At 71.7% G+C, this 24,953-nt stretch carries 21 protein-coding genes (1 of these 21 only partly in view); 14 read left to right on the top strand and 7 right to left on the bottom strand.

What is annotated here, in order from left to right:
• Positions 1–101: 101 nt before the first annotated feature.
• Positions 102–1,058 (top strand): bifunctional riboflavin kinase/FAD synthetase, encoded by a 957-nt coding sequence (locus AW27_RS08550; RefSeq protein ID WP_078557022.1) that lies wholly within the window; start codon positions 102–104, stop codon positions 1,056–1,058.
• A gap of 96 nt (positions 1,059–1,154) precedes the next feature.
• Here AW27_RS08550 and AW27_RS08545 read toward each other — a convergent pair whose 3' ends face one another.
• From AW27_RS08545 to eccE, 3 genes are all read right to left on the bottom strand, one after another.
• Positions 1,155–3,545, bottom strand: a complete 2,391-nt coding sequence (locus AW27_RS08545) for an SCO5717 family growth-regulating ATPase (RefSeq protein ID WP_304949848.1) — start codon at positions 3,543–3,545, stop codon at positions 1,155–1,157.
• Positions 3,546–3,683: 138 nt separating this feature from the next.
• On the bottom strand, positions 3,684–4,382 hold the full coding sequence (locus AW27_RS08540) for a hypothetical protein (protein WP_037928538.1): 699 nt from the start codon (positions 4,380–4,382) through the stop codon (positions 3,684–3,686).
• The gene (gene eccE / locus AW27_RS08535) at positions 4,379–5,653 is read right to left on the bottom strand and encodes a type VII secretion protein EccE (protein ID WP_052031274.1); all 1,275 of its coding nucleotides are present in this window, start codon (positions 5,651–5,653) and stop codon (positions 4,379–4,381) included. Before eccE ends, AW27_RS08540 begins: the two co-directional genes overlap by 4 nt.
• Positions 5,654–5,911: 258 nt before the next feature.
• On the opposite strand from eccE, the gene eccB reads away from it, so the two are divergent.
• The 4 genes from eccB (at position 5,912) to AW27_RS08515 (ending at position 9,697) form a co-directional block, all read left to right on the top strand.
• Entirely contained in the window at positions 5,912–7,489 is a 1,578-nt protein-coding gene (gene eccB / locus AW27_RS08530) for a type VII secretion protein EccB (protein ID WP_037928541.1), read from the top strand.
• Positions 7,490–7,500: 11 nt separating this feature from the next.
• A complete protein-coding gene (gene mycP / locus AW27_RS08525) occupies positions 7,501–8,787 on the top strand; it encodes a type VII secretion-associated serine protease mycosin (protein WP_078557024.1) in 1,287 nt (428 codons plus the stop codon).
• Positions 8,788–8,999: 212 nt separating this feature from the next.
• A complete protein-coding gene (locus AW27_RS08520; protein WP_030027130.1) occupies positions 9,000–9,347 on the top strand; it encodes a WXG100 family type VII secretion target in 348 nt (115 codons plus the stop codon).
• A 44-nt stretch (positions 9,348–9,391) separates the two neighbouring features.
• Positions 9,392–9,697, top strand: a complete 306-nt coding sequence (locus AW27_RS08515) for a WXG100 family type VII secretion target (RefSeq protein WP_037928546.1) — start codon at positions 9,392–9,394, stop codon at positions 9,695–9,697.
• Between the two features lie 86 nt (positions 9,698–9,783).
• On the opposite strand, the gene AW27_RS08510 is transcribed toward AW27_RS08515, so the two are convergent.
• Positions 9,784–10,029 (bottom strand): DUF397 domain-containing protein, encoded by a 246-nt coding sequence (locus tag AW27_RS08510; RefSeq protein WP_030651192.1) that lies wholly within the window; start codon positions 10,027–10,029, stop codon positions 9,784–9,786.
• A gap of 110 nt (positions 10,030–10,139) precedes the next feature.
• Positions 10,140–14,096, bottom strand: coding sequence for a type VII secretion protein EccC (locus AW27_RS08505; protein ID WP_037928549.1), 3,957 nt, complete (start codon positions 14,094–14,096; stop codon positions 10,140–10,142).
• A 196-nt stretch (positions 14,097–14,292) separates the two neighbouring features.
• Here AW27_RS08505 and eccD point away from each other — a divergent pair, with 196 nt between their 5' ends.
• From eccD to AW27_RS08475, 6 genes are all read left to right on the top strand, one after another.
• Positions 14,293–15,810 carry a type VII secretion integral membrane protein EccD gene (eccD, locus tag AW27_RS08500; protein WP_037928551.1) on the top strand — a complete coding sequence of 506 codons (1,518 nt, stop codon included), beginning with the start codon at positions 14,293–14,295 and terminating at the stop codon, positions 15,808–15,810.
• Positions 15,811–15,991: 181 nt separating this feature from the next.
• Positions 15,992–16,279, top strand: a complete 288-nt coding sequence (rpsO, locus tag AW27_RS08495) for a 30S ribosomal protein S15 (RefSeq protein WP_030011220.1) — start codon at positions 15,992–15,994, stop codon at positions 16,277–16,279.
• A gap of 307 nt (positions 16,280–16,586) precedes the next feature.
• On the top strand, positions 16,587–18,809 hold the full coding sequence (locus tag AW27_RS08490) for a polyribonucleotide nucleotidyltransferase (protein WP_037928555.1): 2,223 nt from the start codon (positions 16,587–16,589) through the stop codon (positions 18,807–18,809).
• Positions 18,806–20,185, top strand: coding sequence for a M16 family metallopeptidase (locus AW27_RS08485; protein ID WP_037928558.1), 1,380 nt, complete (start codon positions 18,806–18,808; stop codon positions 20,183–20,185). The genes AW27_RS08490 and AW27_RS08485 overlap by 4 nt, the downstream gene beginning before the upstream one ends.
• A 101-nt stretch (positions 20,186–20,286) precedes the next feature.
• Positions 20,287–21,039: a 4-hydroxy-tetrahydrodipicolinate reductase gene (gene dapB / locus AW27_RS08480; protein ID WP_037928561.1), complete on the top strand. Its 753-nt coding sequence runs from the start codon at positions 20,287–20,289 to the stop codon at positions 21,037–21,039.
• A gap of 15 nt (positions 21,040–21,054) precedes the next feature.
• Positions 21,055–21,507, top strand: a complete 453-nt coding sequence (locus tag AW27_RS08475) for a tetratricopeptide repeat protein (RefSeq protein WP_037928564.1) — start codon at positions 21,055–21,057, stop codon at positions 21,505–21,507.
• A gap of 51 nt (positions 21,508–21,558) precedes the next feature.
• Here the strand turns inward: AW27_RS08475 and AW27_RS08470 are convergent, their stop codons facing one another.
• Both AW27_RS08470 and AW27_RS08465 read right to left on the bottom strand, forming a co-directional pair.
• Complete coding sequence (locus AW27_RS08470) at positions 21,559–22,122, bottom strand: hypothetical protein (protein WP_037928568.1); 564 nt, start codon at positions 22,120–22,122, stop codon at positions 21,559–21,561.
• 48 nt (positions 22,123–22,170) lie between these two features.
• Positions 22,171–22,410: a hypothetical protein gene (locus tag AW27_RS08465; protein ID WP_037928571.1), complete on the bottom strand. Its 240-nt coding sequence runs from the start codon at positions 22,408–22,410 to the stop codon at positions 22,171–22,173.
• Between the two features lie 213 nt (positions 22,411–22,623).
• Between AW27_RS08465 and thyX the strand changes: the two genes are divergently transcribed.
• The 3 genes from thyX to AW27_RS08450 all read left to right on the top strand — a co-directional run.
• Positions 22,624–23,364, top strand: coding sequence for an FAD-dependent thymidylate synthase (gene thyX / locus AW27_RS08460; protein WP_037928573.1), 741 nt, complete (start codon positions 22,624–22,626; stop codon positions 23,362–23,364).
• 210 nt (positions 23,365–23,574) lie between these two features.
• Positions 23,575–24,474 carry a 4-hydroxy-tetrahydrodipicolinate synthase gene (gene dapA / locus AW27_RS08455; protein ID WP_037928575.1) on the top strand — a complete coding sequence of 300 codons (900 nt, stop codon included), beginning with the start codon at positions 23,575–23,577 and terminating at the stop codon, positions 24,472–24,474.
• Positions 24,475–24,597: 123 nt separating this feature from the next.
• A protein-coding gene (locus AW27_RS08450) for a ribonuclease J (RefSeq protein WP_037928580.1) crosses the window boundary here: on the top strand, positions 24,598–24,953 show its 5' end (the start). 1,330 nt of this gene lie beyond the right edge of the window; only the first 356 of its 1,686 coding nucleotides appear in the window; its start codon is at positions 24,598–24,600; the stop codon falls past the right edge of the window.

Below are 24,953 nucleotides of genomic sequence, written 5' to 3'. Positions count from 1 at the left end.
CGGATGCCGATGCGTGGCACCGGCCCCCGGCATGGCAGTCTTAGACCTGCAATCGGCAATCAGTTCAAGGACCAACCGGGTTCGGGCGAGGAGCGGTCACAGTGCAGCGGTGGCGTGGCTTGGAGGACATCCCCCAGGACTGGGGACGCAGCGTCGTCACCATCGGCTCCTACGACGGCGTGCACCGGGGACATCAGCTGATCATCGGACGGGCCGTGGCCGCTGCGCGCGAGCTCGGCGTCCCGTCCGTCGTCGTCACCTTCGACCCGCACCCGAGCGAGGTCGTCCGCCCCGGCAGCCACCCGCCGATCCTGGCCCCCTACGACCGCCGCGCCGAGCTGATGGCCGGACTGGGCGTGGACGCGCTGCTGATCCTGCCGTTCACCGCGGAGTTCTCGCAGCTGTCCCCGGCCGACTTCATCGTGAAGGTGCTCGTCGACAAGCTGCACGCCCTGGCCGTGATCGAGGGCCCGAACTTCCGCTTCGGCCACCGGGCCGCAGGGAACGTCGACTTCCTGCGCGAGCTGGGTTCCACGTACGACTACCGGGTCGAGGTCGTCGACCTCGTGGAGCGCGGCGAGGCGGGCGGCGGCGTGCCCTTCTCGTCGACGCTGGCGCGCCGGCTGGTCGCCGAGGGCGACATGGACGGTGCGGCCGAGGTCCTGGGGCGTCCGCACCGGGTCGAGGGCGTGGTGGTGCGCGGAGCGCAGCGCGGGCGGGAACTCGGCTACCCGACGGCGAACGTGGAGACGCAGCCGCACACCGCGATCCCGGCGGACGGGGTCTACGCGGGCTGGCTGACGGCGGACGGCGAGCGGATGCCCGCGGCGATCTCGGTGGGGACGAACGTGCAGTTCGACGCGACCGAGCGGACGGTCGAGGCGTACGCGATCGACCGGGTCGGGTTGGACCTGTACGGAAAGCACGTGGCCGTCGACTTCCTCGCGTACGTGCGGGGGATGGCGAAGTTCGAGTCGCTGGACGGGCTGCTGGAGGCGATCGCCGACGACGTCAAGCGGGCACGGGTGCTGACCGACGCGTACGACATCAAGCGCTGACGCGCTGACGCCGCTACGGGCGAGGGCCCGTACCGCCACCTGTCCCGGGGCGGTACGGGCCCTCGCCCGTAGCGGTCGGCCCGAACGGCGCTGCCGTCAGCCCAGGCGCGGGTCGCGCGGCGGCTGCTGCCAGGGCTGGCCGGGCTGCGGCTGCTGCGGGTACGGCTGGCCGTAGGGCCCCGGCTGCGGGGCCGGCTGCTGGTACGGGGGCTGGCCCTGGGGCTGTCCGTACGGCTGGGGCGGCGGCTGCGGCTGGTGGTGCTGCGGCTGCTGGGGGTGGGGCTGCTGGGGCTGCTGCGGCGCCCCCCAGTGGTTCTGCGGCGCCTGCTGCTGGGCCCGCAGGAAGTCCTCGGCCACCAGGGCGGACAGGTTGAAGTACGCCTCACGGGTCTTGGGTCGCATCATGTCGAGATCGACCTCGGCGCCGGCCGCGAGGTGTTCGTCGAACGGCACCACGACGACACCTCGGCAGCGGGTCTCGAAGTGCTGCACGATGTCCTCGGTCTTGATCATCTTGGCGGTCTCGCGGACGCCGGAGATGACGGTGATGGAACGGGAGACGAGGTCCGCGTACCCGTGGGCGGAGAGCCAGTCGAGGGTGGTGCTGGCACTGCTGGCGCCGTCCACGGACGGGGTCGAGATGATGATCAGCTGGTCGGCCAGGTCCAGGACGCCGCGCATGGCGGAGTAGAGGAGACCGGTGCCCGAATCGGTCAGGATGATCGGGTACTGCCGCCCCAGCGTCTCGATGACACGGCGGTAGTCCTCGTCGTTGAAGGTCGTGGAGACCGCCGGGTCCACGTCGTTGGCGATGATCTCCAGGCCGGAGGGCGCCTGCGAGGTGAAGCGGCGAATGTCCATGTACGAGTTCAGGTACGGGATCGCCTGGACCAGGTCCCGGATCGTCGCGCCGGTCTCGCGCCGGACACGGCGGCCGAGCGTGCCGGCGTCGGGGTTCGCGTCGATGGCCAGGATCTTGTCCTGGCGCTCGGTGGCGAGGGTGGCGCCGAGGGCGGTGGTGGTCGTGGTCTTGCCGACGCCGCCCTTGAGGCTGATGACGGCGATGCGGTAGCAGGACATGACCGGGGTGCGGATCAGCTCCAGCTTGCGGCGGCGCTCCGCTTCGGCCGCCTTGCCACCGAAGCGGAACAGGCCGCCGCCCGCGCCGTTGTTGTTGCTCCTGGGCTTCTGCTTGTTGCGCAGCAGCCGGTCCGAGGACAGCTCGACGGCGGCGGTGTAGCCGAGCGGCGCGCCGCCGCCGGTGGGGCCGGCCGCGTACCGCGGGTCGTGCGGCTGGGGCTGCGGCGGCTGCTGGCCCGGGCCGCCGACGGGCCACTGACCGGCGTTACGGGGATCGGGCTGGGGCTGGGGCTGCGGGGGCTGCTGCGGCGCGGGCGCTGGCGGCGGGAAGCCGTAGGCGCCGCCCTGGTGCGCGAACGCGTTCGGCAGCGGGGGCAGTTCACCGGGCGGAGCGCCGAAGGGGCTCTCCCCCTCGACCGGGGCAGCGGCGATGGCCGGCTCCGCGGCGGGCGCGGGCGCGGGCGTGGGCGCGGGGTACGGCGGGGCCTCGGCCGGAGGCGCCGGCGGAGCAGGGGCCGCGAACGCCGCGGGCACGGCATCGGCCGGCTCCGGGGCGGCCTCCTCGGCCGGGGCCGCGAACGCAGGGAAGGGAGTCGGGGCCTCGGGGACCGAGGCAGCGGCGTCTGCCACGGCGGGCCCGGCCGCGGCCGCCGGGAACGGCGCCGCGGGCTCGGGCGCCGGAGGAGTCGCCTCCACGGGGGCCGGAACTGGTGCCGGGTCCGTGTACGGCTCGGGCGCGGGGGCCTGTACCGGTGCCGGAGCGATCGGGGCCGGAGCGGGGGGCGCGGGCGGCGTGGGCGCTGCCTCGGCGGGGGCCGGTGCTGGTGCGGGTGCGGCGGCGTACGGGTCCGGGGTCGGAGCGGCCGGTGCCGGAGCGATCGGGGTCGGAGCGGGGGGCGCGGGCGGGGTGGGGGCTGCCTCGACGGGCGCCGGTGCGGGTGCGGGTGCGGCGTACGGGTCCGGGGCCGGAGCGGGGGGCGCGGGCGCTGCCTCGACGGGCGCCGGTGCCGGTGCCGGTGCGGGTGTCGCGTACGGAAGCTCGGGGGCCGTGATCGGCTCGGGAGCCGCGTACGGCGGCTCCGCGGCCGGTGCCGGAGCCTCGGCCGTGCCGGGGAGCGGGAACGGCGGGGGCGTACCGGTACCGGCGGACGGTGTCCGCGGCGCCGGCGGAGCGATCCGCATGGTCGAGGGCGACTCCAGGTCCGACGGTCGGTGCGGCTCGAAGCCGCTCCCCTCGGGGAGCCCCGGCACCTGCGCGGGCGCGGCCGACCCCGTGCTCTGCGTGTACCAGGCCGGTGGTGTGTAGTCGATGGTGAACTCGCCCGTCATCTCGGGCTCCGCGTCGGACTGATCGTCCGTCGGGACGTCCCACGTCCCGCCGCGCCTCTCGTTCCGATCGCCGCTCACTGGTCCTCCTGGTCTGTCGAACACTGCTCCGGCGTCCACCCACGCCACGCCGGCGTCCAGCCTAATCGGGGCGCGCCACCCCTGTCCGCCGCGTCCCGCTCCGCGGGGAGGGCAGGCGGTCGCCCGGGGCCCGCCCTGTCAGTCGATGCGGCGCGCCGCGCCCAACAGGCCGGTCTCCGCCTCGGTCCCCTGGGTCATCACGAACTGCCGGTCCCGTGGCGTGCACCACAGGGTCACCCCGTCACCCAGGGTCGGCAGGGACGCAATGGCCTGCGCGGGCAGTTGCATCAGGCGGCCGATCTGCTCCGCCTCGTCCGGCGACACCCGCTGCACGCCCACGAGTGACGCCTGCTGGAGCAGCCTCGGCGCCGTCGGGCTCAGGTACGGCAGCAGGGTCAGTACCGACTGCCAGGGGCCGGCCACCACGCGACCGCGCGGCGGCCGCATCCCGCAGTCGCGGATCACCAGCACCGGGCTGCCCGCGGACGCGCCCTGCGGCGGTATCCGGCCCACCTCGTGCAGGGTCACGCACTGCTGCCCGCCGCCCGCGGCCCGGGCCAGCCCGGACCACACCTGTCCGCGTCCGGTCTCCACGGCGACGCGCGCACCGGTGGCCGCCGCGCGCAGCGCCAGCACCTGCGCCGTCCACAGCCCGCCGATCAGGGTCACCTCGTACGGCGTCGGCCGGTTGATGCCGAGCACCGCCGACCGTCCCTCGGCGTCGACGCCGATCACGACGCCGTCGTCCCCGACGGGCACGGCCAGCGCGTCCAGGTCCGCTGCGGGCACCACCTGTCGCTCCCGCCGCGGGCCGACCAGCCCGAAACCGCCCCTCATCGCGCGCCTCCCAGCGGCAGCGAAGCCAGCAGCCCCGGCACCTGTTCGCGGTCGAGCCGCACCAGCCCGGTCTTCACGCCCCGCGCCGTCCTCTCCAACTCCCTTCGTGCAGCGACCAGTTCCTCGTCGCTGCGCCCTGTCACCCGTACGTGTCCGGTCAGCGTCACGCCCTGCCGCTCCGCAGCGGCCATCGTCAGGCTGAAGTTCGTGGCGAGCGCGGGCATGGACGTGAGCAGTGCCACGAACTGCGGTAGCGCCGCCGCCCCGGCGCCGCCCAACTGGGGCCAGCGGCCGATCCAGTAGGTGGTGTGCCGGCGGTCGTCGCAGCGCCAGGTCCGCGAGGTCTCCTCGGTGCGCCGCCCGGTGCTGGCGGAGCGCCCGGCCTGGGTGATCGCCATCGGGTTCGCGCACGAAGACGTGGCCAGAGCTGCCGTCAGCTCCTGCTCGGTCAGGACGGTGGCCTTGAACCCGGCCCCGGCCAGCCGGCTCGCCAGCTGGTCCGCCACCCGCGCCACACACCGCTGCGCGCCGGCCAGTCCGCCGCCGCGGGCGGCGACCGCCTCGGGGCACAGCTCCGGGTCGAGCTTGAGCGCGATCCAGGTCAGCCGCACCGCCGGGGTGCCCGTGCGGGCCTGCAGTGGGGCGTAGTTGCGCGCGGCCATCGACTGCGCCGGCAGGTGAGGGGCCGGTGCCGGCTGGGTGTGCTGCACCAGTTGGGCGGACTCCAGTCGGATGCCGTCCACTTCGAGGACGTCCCGTACGGCACCGAGCGGCAGCGGTCGTGCCGCCCGCTCGGGCCGGAGCGCGGTGGCGTCGGTGTCCACCTGGACCACCGCGGTCAGGAAGGTGCCGTCGCCGACCATGCCGACGGGCCGCCGGTCGCGATCGCTGAAGGTCAGCGTGCGCAGCGCCGGATCGGCTTCCACCAGTGGGGCCAGCCCCGGCTCGGTGCCCGCGGGCACGGTGGAGGCCGCGGCCCGGCGGCGCCGGGCCCGCAGGGCGAGCACACCGCCGATCCACTCCGGCAGGGAGCGCTGGTGGCGGCGTACGACCGCGAGGACCACCAGCGCCAGCGCCAGCACACCGGCCGGCACCAGGAGCAGGGGGTCGACCACCCACGCCACGAGCAGCGCGGCCGCCGCGAGCTGGAGCAGTACGAGTTGTTGCAGTCGGAACGGGCCGAACCGGCCGGGGCTCGACCGAGGGTGCGGTGCCACCCCACCTCGTGCGGGTGCGGGCGCGCCGGTCTGCGGCTCCGTCGCCGTGGCCATCACTCGCGCACTTCCCCTCTCACGGGCCGGACCTGACGACTTCCGGCGTTGCGCGACACCCGTCACGGAACCCCGGAACCTCCCCAATCCACCCCAACAAGCCCTGATTACCCCGGTGCGGAAGGTCCTGAGCGGCTGCCTCACCCTACCCGGCCCCTGCGTACCGTCCGTCAAGAGGCATAGTAGGTGCCCGGTCCGACTATCGAGGCCCGGGGACCGTACTCACCGGCCGGGCCGTGCGGGGAGAAGCAGACGGTCATGGCATCACGACGCGATGAGCTCAACGCGTACACCTTTGCGAAGCGGCGGACGGTGGCCGCGTTCCTCCAGCCCTCCGCCACGGGTACCGAGGAGGGAGCCCCCCGTCCCCTGCGCGCGGTCCTGCCGGGGATGATCGTCGGAGCCCTCGTGCTCGCCGGGTTCGGCGCCTGGGGCATGTTCAAGCCGACCGCCCCCAAGGGCTGGGACGAGCCCGGAACGAGGGTCATCGTCGGCAAGGACTCCACGACCCGGTACGTGGTCTTGACGACGAAGGTGGACGGCAAGGACCAGACCCGCCTGCACCCGGTGCTGAACCTGGCCTCGGCCCGACTCCTGCTGGACCCGCAGAAGTTCAAGGTGGTCCAGGTCGAGGACAAGGTCCTGGACGCAGGCACGCCGCCACGCGGCCCCATCATCGGCATCCCGTACGCCCCCGACCGGCTCCCCTCCAAGTCCGAGGCCGGCAAGGCCAAGCGCTGGGCCGTCTGCCAGCAGCCCGGCGGGAACGGCCGCGGCGTCCAGACCGCCACCTTCGTCCTCGCGGACCGCGAGGCGTCCGTGACGGACGACGCGCGCAGGCTCGCGGACACCCAGTCGCTGTACGTGGAGAGCACCGGCCCCGGCAAGGAGCGGTACCTGGTCGACGCGAGCGGGACCAAGTACAGGTTCCCCGAGGGCGGCCCGGCCGCCGGCACCATGACCAACGCCCTGGTCGGCACCGGAGCCACCCCGCAGCAGGTGACCCCCGAATGGCTCGGCACCCTCAACTCCGGTGCCGACCTGGCCTTCCCGCCCCTGCCCGGCAGGGCGGGAGCCGCCGCCGACGTCAAGGGTCTGACCACCGCCGACAACAAGGTCGGCATGGTGCTCAAGGCCCAGACCGGCTCCGGCGCCCAGCACTATGTGGTCCTGCCCGGCAAGGTCGCGCCGGTCTCCGACTTCGTCGCCTGGCTGCTGATCTCGGCGCCGGCGACCGACGGCCTCAACATGCACGGCAAGGCCCGCGAGGTCGACCTCCAGTCCCTCGACCCGGATGCCACCCCGTTCGCCGGCGACGTCAGGTGGCCGCAGGCGAAGACCGAGCGGATCAACCGGACGACGCCGTCCGCAGGCACCCGGACGAGCGGGTCCAACAACCGCGACACCGTCTGCAACGTCCTGCGCTCGGTCGACGGCCAGGGCAACCAGACCCTGAGTACTTGGGCCGGCACCAGCTACCCCGTCGACATCACGGCCAGCGGCACGAGCGCGTACGTCACCCCCGGCACGGGCCTGCTCTACACCCAGGTGCAGGGCAAGCAGACCACGGCCGGCGGCTCCCTCTTCCTGGTCACCGACACCGGCCTGCGGTACGCCGTCCAGGCCAACGGCGACAGCGACGCCGAGCAGTCCGGGATCGGCGCCCCCGACCAGTCCACGGCGGGCGGGGACGGTCGCCCCGAGGCCAGCCAGGCACAGGTCAGGCTGGGCTACGGCGGTGTCACCCCGGCCATGGTGCCCATCGCCTGGTCGGAGTTCCTCTCCAAGGGGCCCCGGCTCGACACCAACTCCGCTCGCCAGCCCCAGGGTTCGTGAGGAAGCCGCCGATGCCCCAGAACCGCAAGCCCCGGCGCGCGCTGCTCATCGCGGCCTGCGCCCTCACCCTGACCTCCGCCTCCGCCTCCGCCTCCGCCTCCGCCTCCGCCTCTGCGGCCGGGGCCGCCCCGACCCGCACCGCCCCGCCGCACGCCCCGTACGGGCTGCGCCTGGACGGCGCGGGGGAGTGCACCTTCCCCATGAAGAAGCAGATCGAAGACCGCCCCTGGGCCCTCCAGCGGCTCCTCCTCGACGAGCTCTGGGCGCAGACCAAGGGCAAGGACAAGAGCGGCGCGAGCATCCGGGTGGCCGTCATCGACACCGGTGTGGACCGGGCGAACCCGCAGCTCAGCGGCGCCGTCGACGTCGGTGCGGGCAGGGACTTCGTCGATCCCAAGGGCGGTGACGGCACGACCGACACCGTAGGCCACGGCACCAAGGTCGCCGGGCTGATCGCGGCCCGCCCCCAGGCCGGCACGGGCTTCGTCGGCCTGGCCCCGGACGCCACGATCATCCCCATCCGGCAGAACGACGGGCAGGGCAAGGGCAACGCCCTCTCGCTGAGTCAGGCGATCGACCACGCGGTGGCCAAGGGCGCCCAGGTCATCAACATCTCGCAGGACACCGACGTCCCGTTGACCGCGGACTCCGAGCTCGGCAGGTCCGTCCAGAAGGCCGTCGCCGCCGACATCGTGGTCGTCGCCTCGGCGGGCAACGACGGCTTGAGCGGCCAGAAGCGCAAAACCTATCCGGCCGCCTTCCCCGGCGTCCTCGCGGTCGGCGCCTCCGACCGCAACAACGAGCGCGCCGCCTTCTCCCAGCCCGGCGACTTCATCGGGGTCGCCGCGCCCGGAGTGGACATGGTCTCCACCGTCCCCGGCTTCGGCCAGTGCATCGACAACGGCACCAGCTTCTCCGCGCCTTATGTCGCCGGGGTCGCTGCCCTGCTGCGCGCCGAGCATCGGGACTGGTCCGCCCAGCAGATCGTCTGGCAGATCCAGAACACGGCCGAGCGCACCGTCAACGGGCGTGACGACTACGTCGGTTGGGGAGTGGTGGATCCGGTGCGCGCGCTCAGCCAGGACCAGGAGGCCCCGAAGGCGCCCGTCCCGGACCCCGGCCCGGCCCCGGCGGCGGCGCCGCAGGCCGCACCCCTCCGGCTCACCGAGACGGCCCAGGAGCGGCAGGAGCGCTACGGCACGTACGCTCTCGGCATCGGCGCCGTCCTGATCGCCGTCATCGCGGGCACGGCGACCGTCGTCCGCGACGCGCGCGGCCGCCGACGCCGTTTGCAGTGAACAGCCATGGTTCGTCCGAGGAAGCAGACCACCGGTGTTGGGACAGTTTCGTGAACTGACTAGAGTGGCAGCAGCTTCACGAGTGTGATCGGGGGATCGCGTGAAGCGGAGGGGGACTGCACCGAGCGCGTGACTCACAGCCGCGCCGGGCACGCCCTCCCCGCTGCGCAATCCGCCGGTTCTGCCGGCGAATTGAGAAGTGAGGAGCTTCGATGAGCACGAACACCTTCGGACTTGCGGACGATCCGGTCGTCCAGGCGAAGAACAAGATCCAGGAGACGGGAACCGCCGTCTCCAAGCAGGCCCGCGAGCTGGCCGACATCATCGCCACCGTGAGCGCGGGCTGGACCGGTGTGGGCGCCTCGGGCTTCATCACGGCCCAGACGACGCTCAACGACAGCCACGACGAGATCCGCCGGCTCCTCGGTGTCCTGCACAACGCAGTGGCGCAGACCAAGAACCTCAGCAACGCGCAGGACGAGGAGGTGCGGGCCGCGTTCAAGAACGCCGTCCAGCCGACGTCCGCCTCGGGCCCGCGTTCGGGCCTCGACGGCATCTGATCAACGCCCCCCATCCACGAGGCCGTAGCGAGAAGGAGAAGAACATGACGGCGAACGACGGGACCCGGGTCCGGTACGAGACCGTTCAGCAGATGGCGGACCGCATCCGGGTCGTCTCCGGGAACATCCTCAAGGACCTGGCCGAGATGGAGCAGGCCGTGAAGGTCGTCACGGACACCTGGGACGGTGAGGCGCACCGGGAGTACGTCGCCCTGCAGAAGAAGTACAAGGCCAAGGCCGACACCATGCACGCGGAGCTGGAGAAGGTCGCCAAGCTCATCGAGCGCGGCAAGGACGACTACCGGGCCACCGACAAGCGGGCCTCGACCCTCTTCACCGAGGCCTACTGAGCCCTGCGGGAGCCGGTGTCCGGCGTCCCGACACGCCGAAGGGGCGCACCCGTACCGGGCGCGCCCCTTCGGCGTGTCCTGCCGCCTCAGGGCTCGTGCCGGTCCAGGTCGAACTCGCCGTCCCTGGCACCGAGTACGAAGGCCTCCCACTCGGCGGCCGTGTAGCGCAGCACCGTCTCTCGGTCCAGTGAAGACCGCATCGCCACCGCCCCGTCGGGAAGCCGCGCGATCTCCACCCGCTCCTCGTCCGGGCTGGTCCCCGGCGGCCCCTCCCACTCCACGCCACTGATGTCGAGCGCGTACAGCTCGTCCTTCTCCTGCTGAGTGCCCATGGGCGGCCCTTCCTTCGGTGGAGCGGTCTTCCCCGCCGATTATCGGGGAGCCGCCGCCGGTCGGGACGGGTTTCCCCCCGATCCGGCCGGCGCCCGGGATTCCCCCGACCTCACATGCCGCCCGGCATCCGGCCGAGCTGGACCAGCGACGTTCCCCTCCGGCGCGAGGCGAAGTAGCCCCGGCCCGGCGGCATCGGACGCGGCCGGACGGTGCCGACCAGATCGCCCTCGGCCGGATCACCGGACAGCACGACGCCCTGCGCGCCCAGCTCCTTGATCCGTTGCATGAACGACTCGTACATCGATCGGGAGGCGCCCGCCGAGCTGCGCGCGATGATGAAGCGCACCCCCGTGTCGCGGGCGAACGGCAGGTACTCCACCAGCGGCGCGAGCGGATTGCCCTGGCTCGTGGCCACCAGGTCGAAGTCGTCGATGATGATGAAGACGTCCGGTCCCGTCCACCAGCTGCGGTCGCGCAGCTGCTGCGGGGTGACGTCCGGCGGAGGTTGCCGCCGCGAGAACACCCCGCCCAGCGCCTCCATGTGCATCTGCAGGGAGCTCGCCATCGGCGCGTACTCCAGCAGGTGCTCCTCCGGCAGCGCCCCGAGCAGGGTCCGCCGGTAGTCGCCCACGACCAGCCGAGCCTGGTCCGGTGTGTAGCGCTCCGCGATCTGCTTGGCGATGAGCCGCAACAGGTTCGTCTTGCCGGACTCGCTCTCGCCGAAGACGAGCAGGAAGGGGTCGGTCTCGAAGTCGACGAACACCGGCTCCAGATCGGTCTCGTCGATGCCGATCGCGATCCCGCGCTCGGGGAACTCCCCACCCTTGGGCAGGTGGTCGCTGTGCAGCAGCCGCGGGAGCAGCCGTACGCCGGGAGCCGCCGGCCCCGCCCAGTTCTGCCGGACCGCCTCCACGAAGGCAGCCGTGGCCTCCGAGAGGTCTTCGGCCTCGTGCGAGCCGTCGATCCGCGGGAGCGCGCCCAGGAAGTGCAGCTTCTCCGCCACCTGACCGCGGCCCGGCATCCCCGTGGGGACGTTCGCCGCGACCTTCCGGTCGAACTCCGAGTCCATCGTGTCGCCGAGCCGCAGCTCCAGCCGACTGAGCATCTGGTCCTTCAGCGCCGCCCGTACCTCCATGTACCGGCCCGCGGTGATCACCACGTGGATGCCGTAGCCCAGGCCGCGCGCCGCGATGTCCGTGACGACCTGCTCCAGGACCTCGTACTCGCCGCGGAAGTTGCCCCAGCCGTCGACGATCAGGAACACGTCGCCCCACGGCTCGTTCGGCAGCTCGCCCGCCGCGCGCCGCCGCCGGTAGGTGGCGATCGAGTCGATGTTGTTCGCGCGGAAGAACTCCTCGCGGCGGTTGAGGATGCCCCCCACCTCCGCGACCGTGCGCCGGACCCGCTCCGGGTCCAGACGCGAGGCGATACCGCCCACGTGCGGCAGGTCGGAGACCCCCGACAGGCTGCCACCGCCGAAGTCCAAACCGTAGAACTGCACCTCGCGCGGGGTGTGCGTCAGAGCGAAGGAGGAGATCAGCGTCCGCATCAGCGTCGACTTGCCCGACTGCGGGCCGCCGACCACCATCATGTGGCCCGCCGCGCCGGAGAAGTCCCGGTACAGCACCTCGCGCCGCTGCTCGAACGGCTTGTCGATCAGGCCCAGCGGCACGATCAGCCCGCCCGGCCGTGTGTAGCCCTCCGCGTGCAGCCCGCGCTCCGCGCTCGGTGCCAGCGCCGGAAGCAGCTGGTCCAGCGGCGGAGCCTGGTCGAGCGGCGGCAGCCACACCTGGTGCGCCGGCACCCCCTGGCCCTCCAGCCGGCTCACGATCACGTCCAGCACGGTGTCCGCGAGCGCGTCGTCCTCGCGCGCCGACTGCGCCGCCAGGTACGCCGGGTCCGGGGCGGCGTACACCACCGGCACCGGCGCCGCCGTGAACAGCGCGGGCCGCCGCTCCACCGGGAACTGCCCCACCGACAGGTCCGGCCCGCCCGAGCGGTAGGTGCCCGACACGTACGCCGCCTTGAAGCGCACCATCTCGTCGGTACCGAACTTCAGATAGCCCGAACCGGGCACCGACGGCAGGTGGTAGGCGTCCGGCACGCCGATCGCGGTGCGGGACTCCGCCGCCGAGAAGGTCCGCAGACCGATCCGGTAGGACAGGTACGTGTCCAGGCCGCGCAGCTTGCCCTCTTCCAGCCGCTGGGACGCCAGCAGCAGGTGGACACCCAGCGAACGGCCGATGCGGCCGATCTGGATGAACATGTCGATGAAGTCGGGCTTCGCCGTCAGCAGCTCGCTGAACTCGTCGATGACCAGCACCAGCGAAGCCAGCGGCTCCAGCGGGGCGCCGGCCGCGCGGGCCTTCTCGTAGTCGTGGATGTTCGCGTAGTTGCCCGCCGAACGCAGCAGTTCCTGCCTGCGCTGCAGCTCGCCGCGGATCGAGTCGCCCATGCGGTCCACGAGCGTGAGGTCGTCCGCCAGGTTCGTGATCACCGCGGCGACGTGCGGCATCTGGCCCATGCCGGTGAAGGTCGCACCGCCCTTGAAGTCGGCGAGCACGAAGTTCAGCGTCTCCGAGGTGTGGGTGACCGCCAGACCCAGCACCAGCGTGCGCAGCAGCTCCGACTTGCCGGAACCGGTCGCACCCACGCACAGGCCGTGCGGCCCCATGCCCTCCTGCGCAGCCTCCTTCAGGTCCAGCATCACCGGGGCGCCGTCCTCCCCGACGCCGATCGGCACGCGCAGCCGCTCGCCGGCGGACCGCGGCCGCCAGGTCCGCGCCACGTCGACCGCGGCGGCGTCACCCAGGTTCAGCAGGTCGGTGAAGTCCAGGTTCGCCAGCAGCGGCTCGTCGTCGTCCCCGCCACCCGTGCGCAGCGGCGCCAGCTGCCGTGCCAGAGCCTCCGCCGCGGGCAGCGACAGACTGTCCGGCACGCCCTCGTACGCGAGGCCGCCGCCCGATTCCAGGAGCAGCCGGCCCGGACGCACCACGACCGACAGGCCGCCGCGCGGCTCGTCCAGCTCGCCCGCGACCACCTCGACGATGGTGACGCCCTGCAGGCCCTCGGCCGCCGCGAACACCGAGTCCGGGGGCACCATGCCCCCGTCCAGCACCACCACCAGGTGCGGCTGGTCCAGTACGGGGGACACGTCGCGGCTGAACCGCGGGCGCCCCTCCAGCCGCGACGCCAGCATCCCCTCCAGTTCGGCGAGGTCGTCGCCGAACAGCCGCTTCGTACCCGCCCCGTCGACCTGCCCTGGCAGCTGGGTGTGGGGCAACCACTTCGTCCAGTCCCACGAGGGCACCGCACCGGGCGCGGCCACCACGGCCACCATCAGGTCCTCGGGGGAGTGCAGCGTCGCCAGCTGCGCGACCATCGCCCGCGCCGCACCGCGCGCCGACTCCGGCTCCCCCGACACGGCCACGTGGTAGAAGGCGCGCATCGACACCGCCATCGGCAGCCCGTCCAGCGAGGAGTGCACCTTCAGGAAGCGCTGCATCGCGCCCGCCGTCAGCGGCTCCAGCTCGTCCACCGGCGCGGTCTCGGGCGCCACCAGAGGGGTCGCCAGACGCTGCGCACCCAGCCCCAGCCGGGCCTGGCCGAAGTCCGGATCGCCGACCCGCCGCTCCCACAGCCGCGATCCGTCGGCCACCACCGACCACAACTGCTCCGGAGACGGGTGCAGGTACAGCTGCGCGTCACGCTGCGCCCGGGCGGTCCGCCGCACCTGACGGCGCGTCTGGGCGAGGTACTTGAGATAGTCCCGGCGTACATCGGCCATTTGCCCCTGCGTACCGCGCCGGTAGCGCACCAGCTGTGCCACGACCATGCCCACCGTCGACGCCAGCATCAGCACGCCCATGATGCGCATGAAGGGGGCCGCACCCGGCATGAAGAAGAAGACGACGGACGAGCCCATGCCGAGCATCGGCAGGAGCTGCATCAGCATGCCCTCCTGCTGCCCGCGCGGAAGTTCGGGAGGCGCCTCCAGCCGCAGCTCCTCCGAGGGGACCTCGGGCGGCAGGGACCGCGGCGGGCGTTTGACGACGATCTGGCTCACCGGAGCATCAATCCCTCGAAAACGGACGGGACGTCGCAACCGGCGCCCCCAAGTCCCGGGCGCGCAGGGGGTATCCCCAGCGCGACGGTGATCCTACTTGCCGACTGTCGCTCATACGCCCGGTAGGGTGTCGCGCGCAGCATGCGCATCCGCGAATCGAGTACGGACGCGGACACCAACCAAGGGGGTCACGCAGGTGAGTACGGCCGGGACGACGGGTTTCTGCAGGGTCACCGTCGTGGCCCCCGACAGCCGCATCGACGTCGCCCTCCCCGAGGACATCGCCGTCGCCGACGTCTACCCCGAGCTGCTCCGCCTCACCGGCCAGACCCAGCCCGTCGGCGCCCCCACCGGCTTCCATCTCGTACGCCGCTCCGGAACCGTCCTGGACGGCGCCCGCACCCTCGCCGCCCAGCAGGTCCTCGACGGCGAGGTGCTCAGCCTGCGCCCGTTCGCCGAGTCCCTGCCGCCGGCCGTCTTCGACGACGTCTCCGACGCCGTTGCCTCGGCCGTCGTCCGCGACCGGCACCGCTGGAGCGACGACATGCTGCGCGCCGCGGGCCTCGCCGGCTCCGCCGTGCTGCTGGTCATGCTGGGCTTCGTCCTCTGGTACGCGGACCCCGTCCGCCACGACATGCACGGCCTGCCCGGGATCATCGCCGGCGCCGTCGGCATCCTGCTCACCGCCGTGGCCGGGGTGCGCGCCCGCGTATACCGGGACCGCCTCTCCGCCGTCGCCCTCGGCCTCGGAGCCCTCCCGCACCTGCTGATCGCCGGATCCGGGATCATCGGCCCCGCCACCGGCCAGGGGCCCGGCCGACTGCAGTTCCTCCTGGGGTGCGTCTGCGTCCTGGTCGCCTCCGTCGCCCTCGTCGCGCTCACCCCCAGCGGCGACGCCCCCTTCGTCGCGGCCACCTTCGTCGCCGCCACCGGCACCCTGGCGACCTTCGCCGCGATCGCCACCGAGGCCTCCGCTACCTACGCGGCCGCCGTCTGCGCGCCCGTCGCCATCGGCCTCGTCGCCTTCCTCCCCGGCCTCTCCGCGCGCTTCGCCCGCCTGCCCATCGGCTACGCGGCCCCGCAGAGCGCGGTCGACGAGTACGTCGATCACGCGGTGGCCCCGGACCGCTACGACACCGAGCCCTACGGCGACCAGGCCGGCGCGGACCACAACGAGCAGGGTGCCCCGCTCGACGCCGAGGCGATCGCCGCCCAGGCCCGCCGGGGCCACGAGATGCTGCTCGGCCTCGTCGGCGGCTGTGCCGCCGTCGCCGTCGGCGCCGCCGCCGTCCTGGGCTTCTCCGACAACACCTGGGGCCGCCTGCTGGCCCTGGCCACCGGGCTCGCCATGCTGCTGCGCGCCCGCCTCTTCCGCTATACCTCCCAGGTCGTGTGCGCCCTGGCCGCCGGCCTCGCCGCCGTCGCGCTGCTGATCCTCGGCCTGTCGCTGCACCCGCCGCAGGCCCTGCTCGACGCCCTCGTGATGGAGCAGGACCGCAGCGGACTGGACCTCCGCACGATCTGGCTCACCGCGGCCGTCGCCGCCGGCGCCGCCCTCCTCGCGGGAATTGCGCTTGTCATCCCCCGCAAGGGCCTGTCACCCTTCTGGGGAAGGCTGCTCGACCTCACCGAGGCGGCGGTCCTGCTCAGCCTGGTGCCGCTGACCCTTGCCGTGCTCGACGTGTACGCCCGGGCCCGGGCTCTCACCAGCTGAGACGGGGCGGAGCGGCAGCCTGGTACGCTGTGTGACGGCCGTATGTGTACGCGTCTCCCGGATTCCCCTCGGAGGGTCTGTGGACTGCGCTCAGCGGACCCCGCCTCCCGAGTAACGGAAGCTCCCCAGAGACTCAGACCTGGGGCACTCGGTGGCAACGAAGACCAAACGAGGAGTACGCGTGCCGCTCGACGCCGCTACGAAGAAGCAGATCATCACCGAGTTCGGTGCCAAGGAGGGCGACACCGGCTCCCCCGAGGTCCAGGTCGCGATGCTGTCCCGCCGCATCTCGGACCTGACCGAGCACCTCAAGACCCACAAGCACGACCACCACTCCCGTCGTGGTCTGCTGATCCTGGTCGGCCAGCGTCGCCGCCTGCTGCAGTACCTGGCCAAGAAGGACATCCAGCGCTTCCGTACGCTGGTCGAGCGCCTCGGCATCCGCCGCGGTGCGGCCGGCGCCAAGTAAGACGCCGTGAAGGGAGCGGTTCCCACATCCGGGGGCCGCTCCCTTTGCTGTACGTGCGGTACGGACCGGTCCCTTTGTAGTCTGGAACGGACGCACGTGTACGTCCGACGACGAGACGTGCACAACTGAAGAGGAGGAGCGCCCTCCCACGCCGCCGGTCCTCGGTAGTGGCACCCGGAATGCCCCGCACGGGCAACGGACCGGGTGCTTCGATCGAAGACCGGCCAGCACCCCAGGAGCGCTTCTCCGCAACCGTCCTCCGCCACACGGGCGGCGGACGGAGACGACGAAAATGGAGAAAACGCTAGTGGAGAACGAGACCCACTACGCCGAGGCCGTCATTGACAACGGTTCCTTCGGCACCCGCACCATCCGCTTCGAGACGGGCCGCCTGGCCCGCCAGGCCGCCGGCTCCGCCGTCGCCTACCTGGACGACGACACGATGGTGCTGTCCGCCACCACCGCGTCGAAGAAGCCCAAGGACCAGCTCGACTTCTTCCCCCTGACGGTGGACGTCGAGGAGCGCCAGTACGCGGCCGGCAAGATCCCCGGCTCCTTCTTCCGCCGTGAGGGCCGCCCTTCCGAGGACGCGATCCTCACCTGCCGCCTGATCGACCGCCCGCTGCGCCCGTCCTTCAAGAAGGGCCTGCGCAACGAGATCCAGGTCGTCGCCACCGTCATGGCGCTCAACCCGGACCACCTGTACGACGTCATCGCGATCAACGCCGCGTCCGCGTCCACGCAGCTCGCCGGCCTGCCCTTCTCCGGCCCGATCGGCGGCGTCCGCGTCGCGCTGATCCGCGGCCAGTGGGTGGCGTTCCCGACGCACACCGAGCTCGAGGACGCCGTCTTCGACATGGTGGTCGCCGGCCGCACCCTGGAGGACGGCGACGTCGCGATCATGATGGTCGAGGCCGAGGCCACCGAGAAGACCATCGCCCTCGTCAAGGGCGGCGCCGAGGCGCCGACCGAGGAGATCGTGGCCGCGGGCCTCGAAGCCGCGAAGCCGTTCATCAAGGTCCTCTGCAAGGCCCAGGCCGACCTGGCCGCCAAGGCCGCCAAGCCCGAGGGCGAGTTCCCGGTCTTCCTGGACTACCAGGACGACGTCTACGAGGCCCTCGCGGCCGCCGTCAAGGGCGAGCTCTCCCAGGCGCTGACCATCGCGGGCAAGCAGGACCGCGAGGCCGAGCTGGACCGCGTCAAGGAGATCGCCGCCGAGAAGCTCCTCCCGGCCTTCGAGGGCCGCGAGAAGGAGATCTCCGCCGCCTACCGCAGCCTGACCAAGGCCCTGGTGCGCGAGCGCGTCATCAAGGACAAGGTCCGCATCGACGGCCGCGGGATCACCGACATCCGCACCCTCGCCGCCGAGGTCGAGGCCATCCCGCGCGTGCACGGCTCGGCGCTCTTCGAGCGTGGCGAGACCCAGATCCTGGGCGTCACCACCCTCAACATGCTCCGCATGGAGCAGCAGCTGGACACCCTCTCCCCGGTGACCCGCAAGCGCTACATGCACAACTACAACTTCCCGCCGTACTCCGTCGGCGAGACCGGCCGCGTCGGTTCGCCCAAGCGCCGCGAGATCGGCCACGGCGCGCTCGCCGAGCGCGCGATCGTGCCGGTCCTGCCCACCCGCGAGGAGTTCCCCTACGCGATCCGCCAGGTGTCCGAGGCCCTCGGCTCCAACGGCTCGACGTCCATGGGCTCGGTCTGCGCCTCCACCATGTCGCTGCTGAACGCCGGTGTGCCCCTCAAGGCCCCCGTCGCCGGTATCGCCATGGGCCTGATCTCCCAGGAGATCGACGGCAAGACCCACTACGTCGCCCTCACCGACATCCTCGGTGCGGAGGACGCCTTCGGCGACATGGACTTCAAGGTCGCCGGCACCAAGGAGTTCGTCACCGCGCTCCAGCTGGACACCAAGCTCGACGGCATCCCGGCCTCCGTCCTGGCCGCCGCCCTCAAGCAGGCCCGCGACGCCCGTCTCCACATCCTCGACGTGATGATGGAAGCGATCGACACGCCGGACGAGATGTCCCCGAACGCCCCGCGGATCATCACCGTCAAGATCCCGGTGGACAAGATCGGTGAGGTCATCGGCCCCAAGGGCAAGATGATCAACCAGATCCAGGAGGACACCGGCGCCGAGATCACGATCGAGGACGACGGCACCATCTACATCGGTGCCGCGGACGGACCGGCCGCCGAGGCCGCCCGCGCCACGATCAACGGCATCGCCAACCCGACCATGCCGGAGGTCGGCGAGCGCTACCTGGGTACGGTCGTCAAGACCACCACCTTCGGTGCCTTCGTCTCCCTGCTCCCCGGCAAGGACGGCCTGCTGCACATCTCGCAGATCCGCAAGCTCGCCGGTGGCAAGCGCGTGGAGAACGTCGAGGACGTGCTCGGGGTCGGCGCCAAGGTCCAGGTCGAGATCGCCGAGATCGACCAGCGCGGCAAGCTCTCCCTGATCCCCGTGATCGAGGGCGAGGACGCCGCCGACGAGGCTGACAAGGACGACTCCGACAAGTGACGTCGCGTAGTTCCCGTGTGACGGCCCGCCCCTCTTCGGAGGGGCGGGCCGTCGCCCGTACCCAAACCCTGCTCAAGGGGCAGAACGGCATCGGCACCGTGCGCCGCACCGTCCTGCCCGGCGGACTGCGCGTCGTCACCGAGACGCTGCCCTCCGTCCGCTCCGCCACCTTCGGCATCTGGGCGCACGTCGGCTCCCGCGACGAGACGCCCACGCTGAACGGCGCCACGCACTACCTGGAGCACCTCCTCTTCAAGGGCACCGCCAGGCGCAGCGCCCTCGACATCTCCTCCGCGATCGATGCGGTCGGCGGCGAGATGAACGCCTTCACGGCGAAGGAGTACACCTGCTACTACGCACGGGTGCTCGACACCGACCTGCCGCTCGCCATCGACGTGGTCTGCGACATGCTCACCGGCTCGCTGATCCGCGAGGAGGACGTCGACGCCGAGCGCGGGGTCATCCTCGAAGAGATCGCGATGACCGAGGACGACCCGGGCGACATGGTCCACGACCTGTTTGCGCAGACCATGTACGGTGACACCCCGCTGGGCCGGCCCGTCCTGGGCACCGTCGACACGATCAACGCCCTCGGCGCCGACCGGATCCGCCGCTTCTACAAGAAGCACTACGACCCGACCCACCTGGTCGTGGCCGCCGCAGGCAACGTCGACCACAACAAGGTCGTACGCCAGGTCCGCGCCGCCTTCGAGAGGGCCGGCGCCCTGACCCGCACCGACGCGGAGCCGATCGGCCCGCGCACCGGCACCCGGCGCATCCGCTCCGCCGGCCGGGTCGACCTGGTGAGCCGCAAGACCGAGCAGGCGCACGTGGTCCTCGGCATGCCCGGCCTGGCTCGCACGGACGGGCGCCGCTGGGCGCTCGGTGTGCTGAACACCGCCCTCGGTGGCGGCATGTCCTCCCGCCTCTTCCAGGAGGTCCGCGAGAAGCGGGGCCTGGCCTACAGCGTGTACTCGTACACCTCGGGCTTCGCCGACACCGGCCTCTTCGGCGTGTACGCGGGCTGCCGGCCCAGCCAGGTCCACGACGTCCTGCGGATCTGCCGCGACGAGCTCGACAAGGTCGCCGCCGACGGGATCGGCGACGAGGAGATCAAGCGGGCCATCGGCCAGCTCTCGGGCTCCACCGTCCTCGGCCTGGAGGACACCGGCGCGCTCATGAACCGGATCGGCAAGAGCGAGCTGTGCTGGGGCGACCAGATGTCGGTCGACGACATGCTCGCCCAGATCGCTGCCGTGACCCCGGACGACGTCCGCGCGGTCGCCCAGGACGTGCTGGCCCAGCGGCCCTCGCTGGCGGTCATCGGCCCGCTGAAGGAGAAGCAGGCCGCCCGCCTCGACGGGGTCGTCGCCTAGGGGGTGCCTCGCCGATCATGCCGTGCTCGCGGAGCCTGGCGCTCGATCCGGCCTGATCGGCAAGACACCCCCCGATTCCGTACACAGGTAAGGAAGTGACTATGAGCAAGCTGCGCGTGGCAGTCCTCGGGGCCCGGGGCCGGATCGGCTCCGAGGCCGTCAAGGCCATCGAGGCGGCGGAGGACATGGAGCTGGTTGCGGCGCTCGGCCGCGGTGACAGCCTCCAGACGTTGGCCGAGACCGGCGCCCAGGTCGCGGTCGAGCTGACCACCCCCGCCTCCGTGATGGACAACCTTGAGTTTCTCGTCCGCCACGGCATCCACGGGGTGGTCGGCACCACCGGCTGGACCGAGGACCGCCTCGCCCGGCTGGACACCTGGCTCGCCGCTTCCCCGAAGACCGGTGTGCTCATCGCGCCGAACTTCTCCATCGGTGCCGTCCTCACCATGAAGTTCGCCGCCCAGGCCGCCCGCTACTTCGAGTCCGTCGAGGTCGTCGAGCTGCACCACCCCAACAAGGCCGACGCCCCCTCCGGCACGGCGACCCGTACCGCGCAGCTGATCGCGGCCGCCCGTGCCGAGGCCGGCCTGGGCGCGCAGCCCGACGCCACGGCCACCGCCCTCGACGGTGCGCGCGGGGCGGACGTCGACGGCGTACCGGTCCACGCGGTCCGCCTGCGCGGCCTGCTCGCGCACCAGGAGGTCCTCCTCGGCGGCGAGGGCGAAACCCTGACCATCCGCCACGACTCCCTGCACCACAGCAGCTTCATGCCGGGCATCCTGCTCGGCGCGCGCCGCGTGGCGCAGACCCCGGGCCTCACCTTCGGCCTGGAAAACTTCCTCGACCTGGGCTGACCGGACTGATTCACGATGCGCGCGAAGATCACGTATTTCATCACGGCCGCCGTGCTGGTCGTCTACTTCGTCCTGGTCGGCAGCCGGGGACTGCTGCTGATCCGACAGGGCACCTGGCTCACCGTCACCTTCGGGGTGGCCGTGCTGATCCTGCCGTTCATCGGCGTCTGGTTCCTGTGGAAGAACACGCAGTTCGTCACCAGGGCCAACCAGCTGGCCGTTGAGCTGGAGGCCGAGGGCGGACTGCCCGTGGACGAGCTGGAGCGCGACCAGTACGGCCGGATCCTGCGGGATTCCGCCGACGAGGTCTTCGCACGCCGCAAGGCCGAGACCGAGGACGCGCCGGGGGACTGGCGCAGCTGGTTCCGGCTGGCCGTCGCCTACCACGACGCCCGGGACACCCCGCGGGCGCGCAAGGCCATGCAGCGGGCGATCGCCCTGCACGACAAGAAGCCCGTACAGGTCTGACACCTGTACGGGCCCTTCGCGGCGTGTCCCGTCGTACCCCGCGACCCGGGGTCAGGCGGGCACCGGCCGGTACTCCTCGGCCCAGGCTTCGACCGCGTCCGCGGCCCGGTCGAAGGCCTCGGCCCGTGACAGGAAGTCGGCGCTGTGGTCGGTCAGCAGCACCGGCGGCTCCTCGACGCCCCGGGCGGACACCGTCAGTGCCTGCCCCTGAACGGTCCGCGGCAGGCCGAGCCAGCGCACCGGCTGCTGCACCGTGCGGATCTCGGTGACAGCGTTCCAGGCGATCGTCCGGGTGACGAAGAAGCCGACCCTGCGCAGGCCCGTACGGCTGACCCATACGCCCACGCGCAGCATCTGCAGCGCCGAAGCGAGGACGGCGAGTGCGGCGACCAGGCACGCGCCCGCGCCGCCCCAGCCGCCGCCGGCGAAGGCGACGATCATGGTGGCCAGGAGCATGAAGGCGGACAGCAGCAGCAGCACCGCGGAGATGGCCACGCGCCAGGGGCCGGGCCGGTAGGGGCGTTGCCAGCGGTCGTCGTCGGCGTGGGCCAGGACCTCGTCGCCGTCGTCGTCCGCGTCGGACACGCCGTCGGCCGTCAGGAAGGGCAGGGGCACGGCTGGACCTCACTCACATGCACGTTCGGTAGGGCTGTGCCCGTGAGGCTACCGCCCCTCGGACGCAGTCGACTGCTGCGACTTCTCCGGGGCCTTGTTCGGCTGCAGTGCGGGTATCCCGAAGAGCAGCGAGCCGGCGAGCCCCGCGACCACGGTCAGGCCGACCAGACTACGGGCGGTCAACTGGGCCCTGCCCAGGCGCTCGCGCGGCGGTGGAGTGACATTGCTGCGGAAGCGGTCGGCCTCGGCGACGAAGGCGAACGGGACGGGTTCGCTCCGGCGAAACATGAGAGGCAATCTCCTCGGGCTCGATGCGGGTGCGTTCTGTCCTGTAGGACGTACGAGCCGCCCAATCCGTGCCGGATATGCGGACATCGACCGGAATTCGTGGCTGCGCGTCAGCTGCGCCGGTGCACCGGCGGCAGGTGAGCGTGCACGGGGACCGGCGAGGCGCGCCGTAGAGTGGGCGCGCCCCAGGACGCACGTTTGGAAGGACCCCCGGTGAGCGAGACCGCCGCTTCAGATCTGAAACCCAGCTTCCGCAGCGACGTGACGGTGGAGCTGGTAAAGCACTCCGCTGCCGACTCCGACGTGCTCTGGGCGGCTCGTGTCTCCACGGCCGGCGAGCAGTCGCTGGAGGAGCTCCAGAAGGACCCGGAGCGCTCGAAGGGGCTCATCAACTACCTGATGCGGGACCGTCACGGCAGCCCCTTCGAGCACAACTCGATGACCTTCTTCATCAGCGCCCCGATCTTCGTCTTCCGCGAGTTCATGCGGCACCGCGTGGGCTGGTCGTACAACGAGGAGTCGGGCCGCTACAGGGAGCTCGAACCGGTCTTCTACGTCCCCGACGCCGAGCGCAAGCTCGTCCAGGAGGGCCGCCCCGGCAAGTACGTCTTCGTCGAGGGCACCCAGGCGCAGCAAGAGCTGACCGCGCGCGTCATGGAGGACTCGTACGTGCAGGCGTACGAGGCCTACCGGGAGATGCTCGCCGCGGGCGTGGCCCGAGAGGTGGCCCGTTCGGTCCTGCCGGTCGGCCTGTTCTCCTCGATGTACGCCACCTGCAACGCGCGCTCGCTGATGCACTTCCTCGGTCTGCGCACCCAGCACGAGCTCGCCACCGTCCCGTCCTTCCCGCAGCGGGAGATCGAGATGGTCGGCGAGAAGATGGAGCAGCACTGGGCCCGGCTCATGCCGCTGACGTACGCCGCGTACAACGGCAACGGTCGCGTTGCCCCGTAAGAGCCGTTGCAGGCCGATGTGCCCGCAGCGTACAGATGTACGGAGTCAAGTCCGAAGTGTCCGTATTGCGACGTTTCGTAAACTTCATCTAGGCTGATCAAACGGACCCGGCACTGCCTGAACCCCCGAGCAGGCAGTGCCGGCGTCCAACACCCTGTTGACGTCCCCCGAGGGGACACCGCGAGCATGGCAGCGAGTAGCGTGTTACCCATGGCTCCGATCTCGACTCCGCAGACCCCCTTCGGGCGGGTCCTCACCGCCATGATCACGCCGTTCGCGGCGGATGGCGCTCTCGATCTCGACGGCGCGCAGCAGCTCGCCGTCCACCTGGTGGACGCAGGCAACGACGGTCTGATCATCAACGGCACCACCGGCGAGTCGCCCACCACCACCGACGCGGAGAAAAACGACCTCGTACGAGCCGTCCTCGAAGCCGTCGGAGACCGCGCCCACGTGGTCGCCGGCATCGGTACGAACGACACCCGCCACACGCTGGAGCTGGCCCGCCAGGCCGAGCGCACCGGCGCACACGGCCTGCTCGCCGTGACCCCGTACTACAGCAAGCCCCCGCAGGAGGGCCTCTACCGGCACTTCACGGCGATCGCCGACGCCACCGAGCTGCCGGTCATGCTCTACGACATTCCCGGCCGCAGCGGTGTCCCGATCGAGACCGAAACCCTGGTCCGGCTGGCCGAGCACCCCCGTATCGTGGCCAACAAGGACGCCAAGGGCGACCTCGGCCAGGCCGGCTGGGCGATCGCACGCAGCGGCCTCGCCTGGTACTCGGGCGACGACATGCTGAACCTGCCGCTCCTGTCAGTGGGCGCCGTCGGCTTCGTCTCCGTCGTGGGCCACCTGGTCACGCCCGAGCTGCGGGCGATGCTGGAGGCCCACCTCGCCGGGGACGTCCAGAAGGCTGCCGAGATCCACCAGAAGCTGCTCCCCGTCTTCACCGGGATGTTCCGCACCCAGGGTGTGATGACGACCAAGGGCGCGCTGAAGCTCCAGGGCCTGCCGGCCGGCCCGCTGCGACTCCCGCTGATCGAACTGACCGACGAAGAGACGGCCCAGCTCAAGATCGATCTTGCCGCGGGCGGGGTACAGCTCTGACAACAGACTTCACAACTCAATAAGCACCACCGAACAAATACAGAGCAGACAACAGCAAGTGCACGAATGACATGCGCGCCACGTGCCTTCCGGGTACGTGGCGTGTGTGGTGAGGAGACACTTTTGAGCCATCCGCATCCGGAACTCGGTCCGCCGCCGAAGCTGCCCAAGGGCGGCCTCAGGGTCACCCCCCTGGGTGGCCTCGGCGAGATCGGCCGCAACATGACCGTCTTCGAGTACGACGGCCGCCTCCTGATCGTCGACTGCGGTGTCCTCTTTCCCGAGGAGGAGCAGCCCGGCATCGACCTGATCCTGCCGGACTTCTCGTCCATCCGGGACCGCCTCGACGACATCGAGGGCATCGTCCTCACCCACGGCCACGAAGACCACATCGGCGCCGTCCCCTACCTCCTGCGGGAGAAGCCGGACATCCCGCTGATCGGCTCCAAGCTGACGCTGGCCCTCATCGAGGCCAAGCT

The organism is Streptomyces sp. PCS3-D2 (assembly GCF_000612545.2).
Classification (GTDB): Bacteria; Actinomycetota; Actinomycetes; order Streptomycetales; family Streptomycetaceae; genus Streptomyces.
The sequence above is the reverse complement of the archived record's forward strand: the minus strand, read 5'-3'. Positions and strand labels throughout refer to the sequence as shown.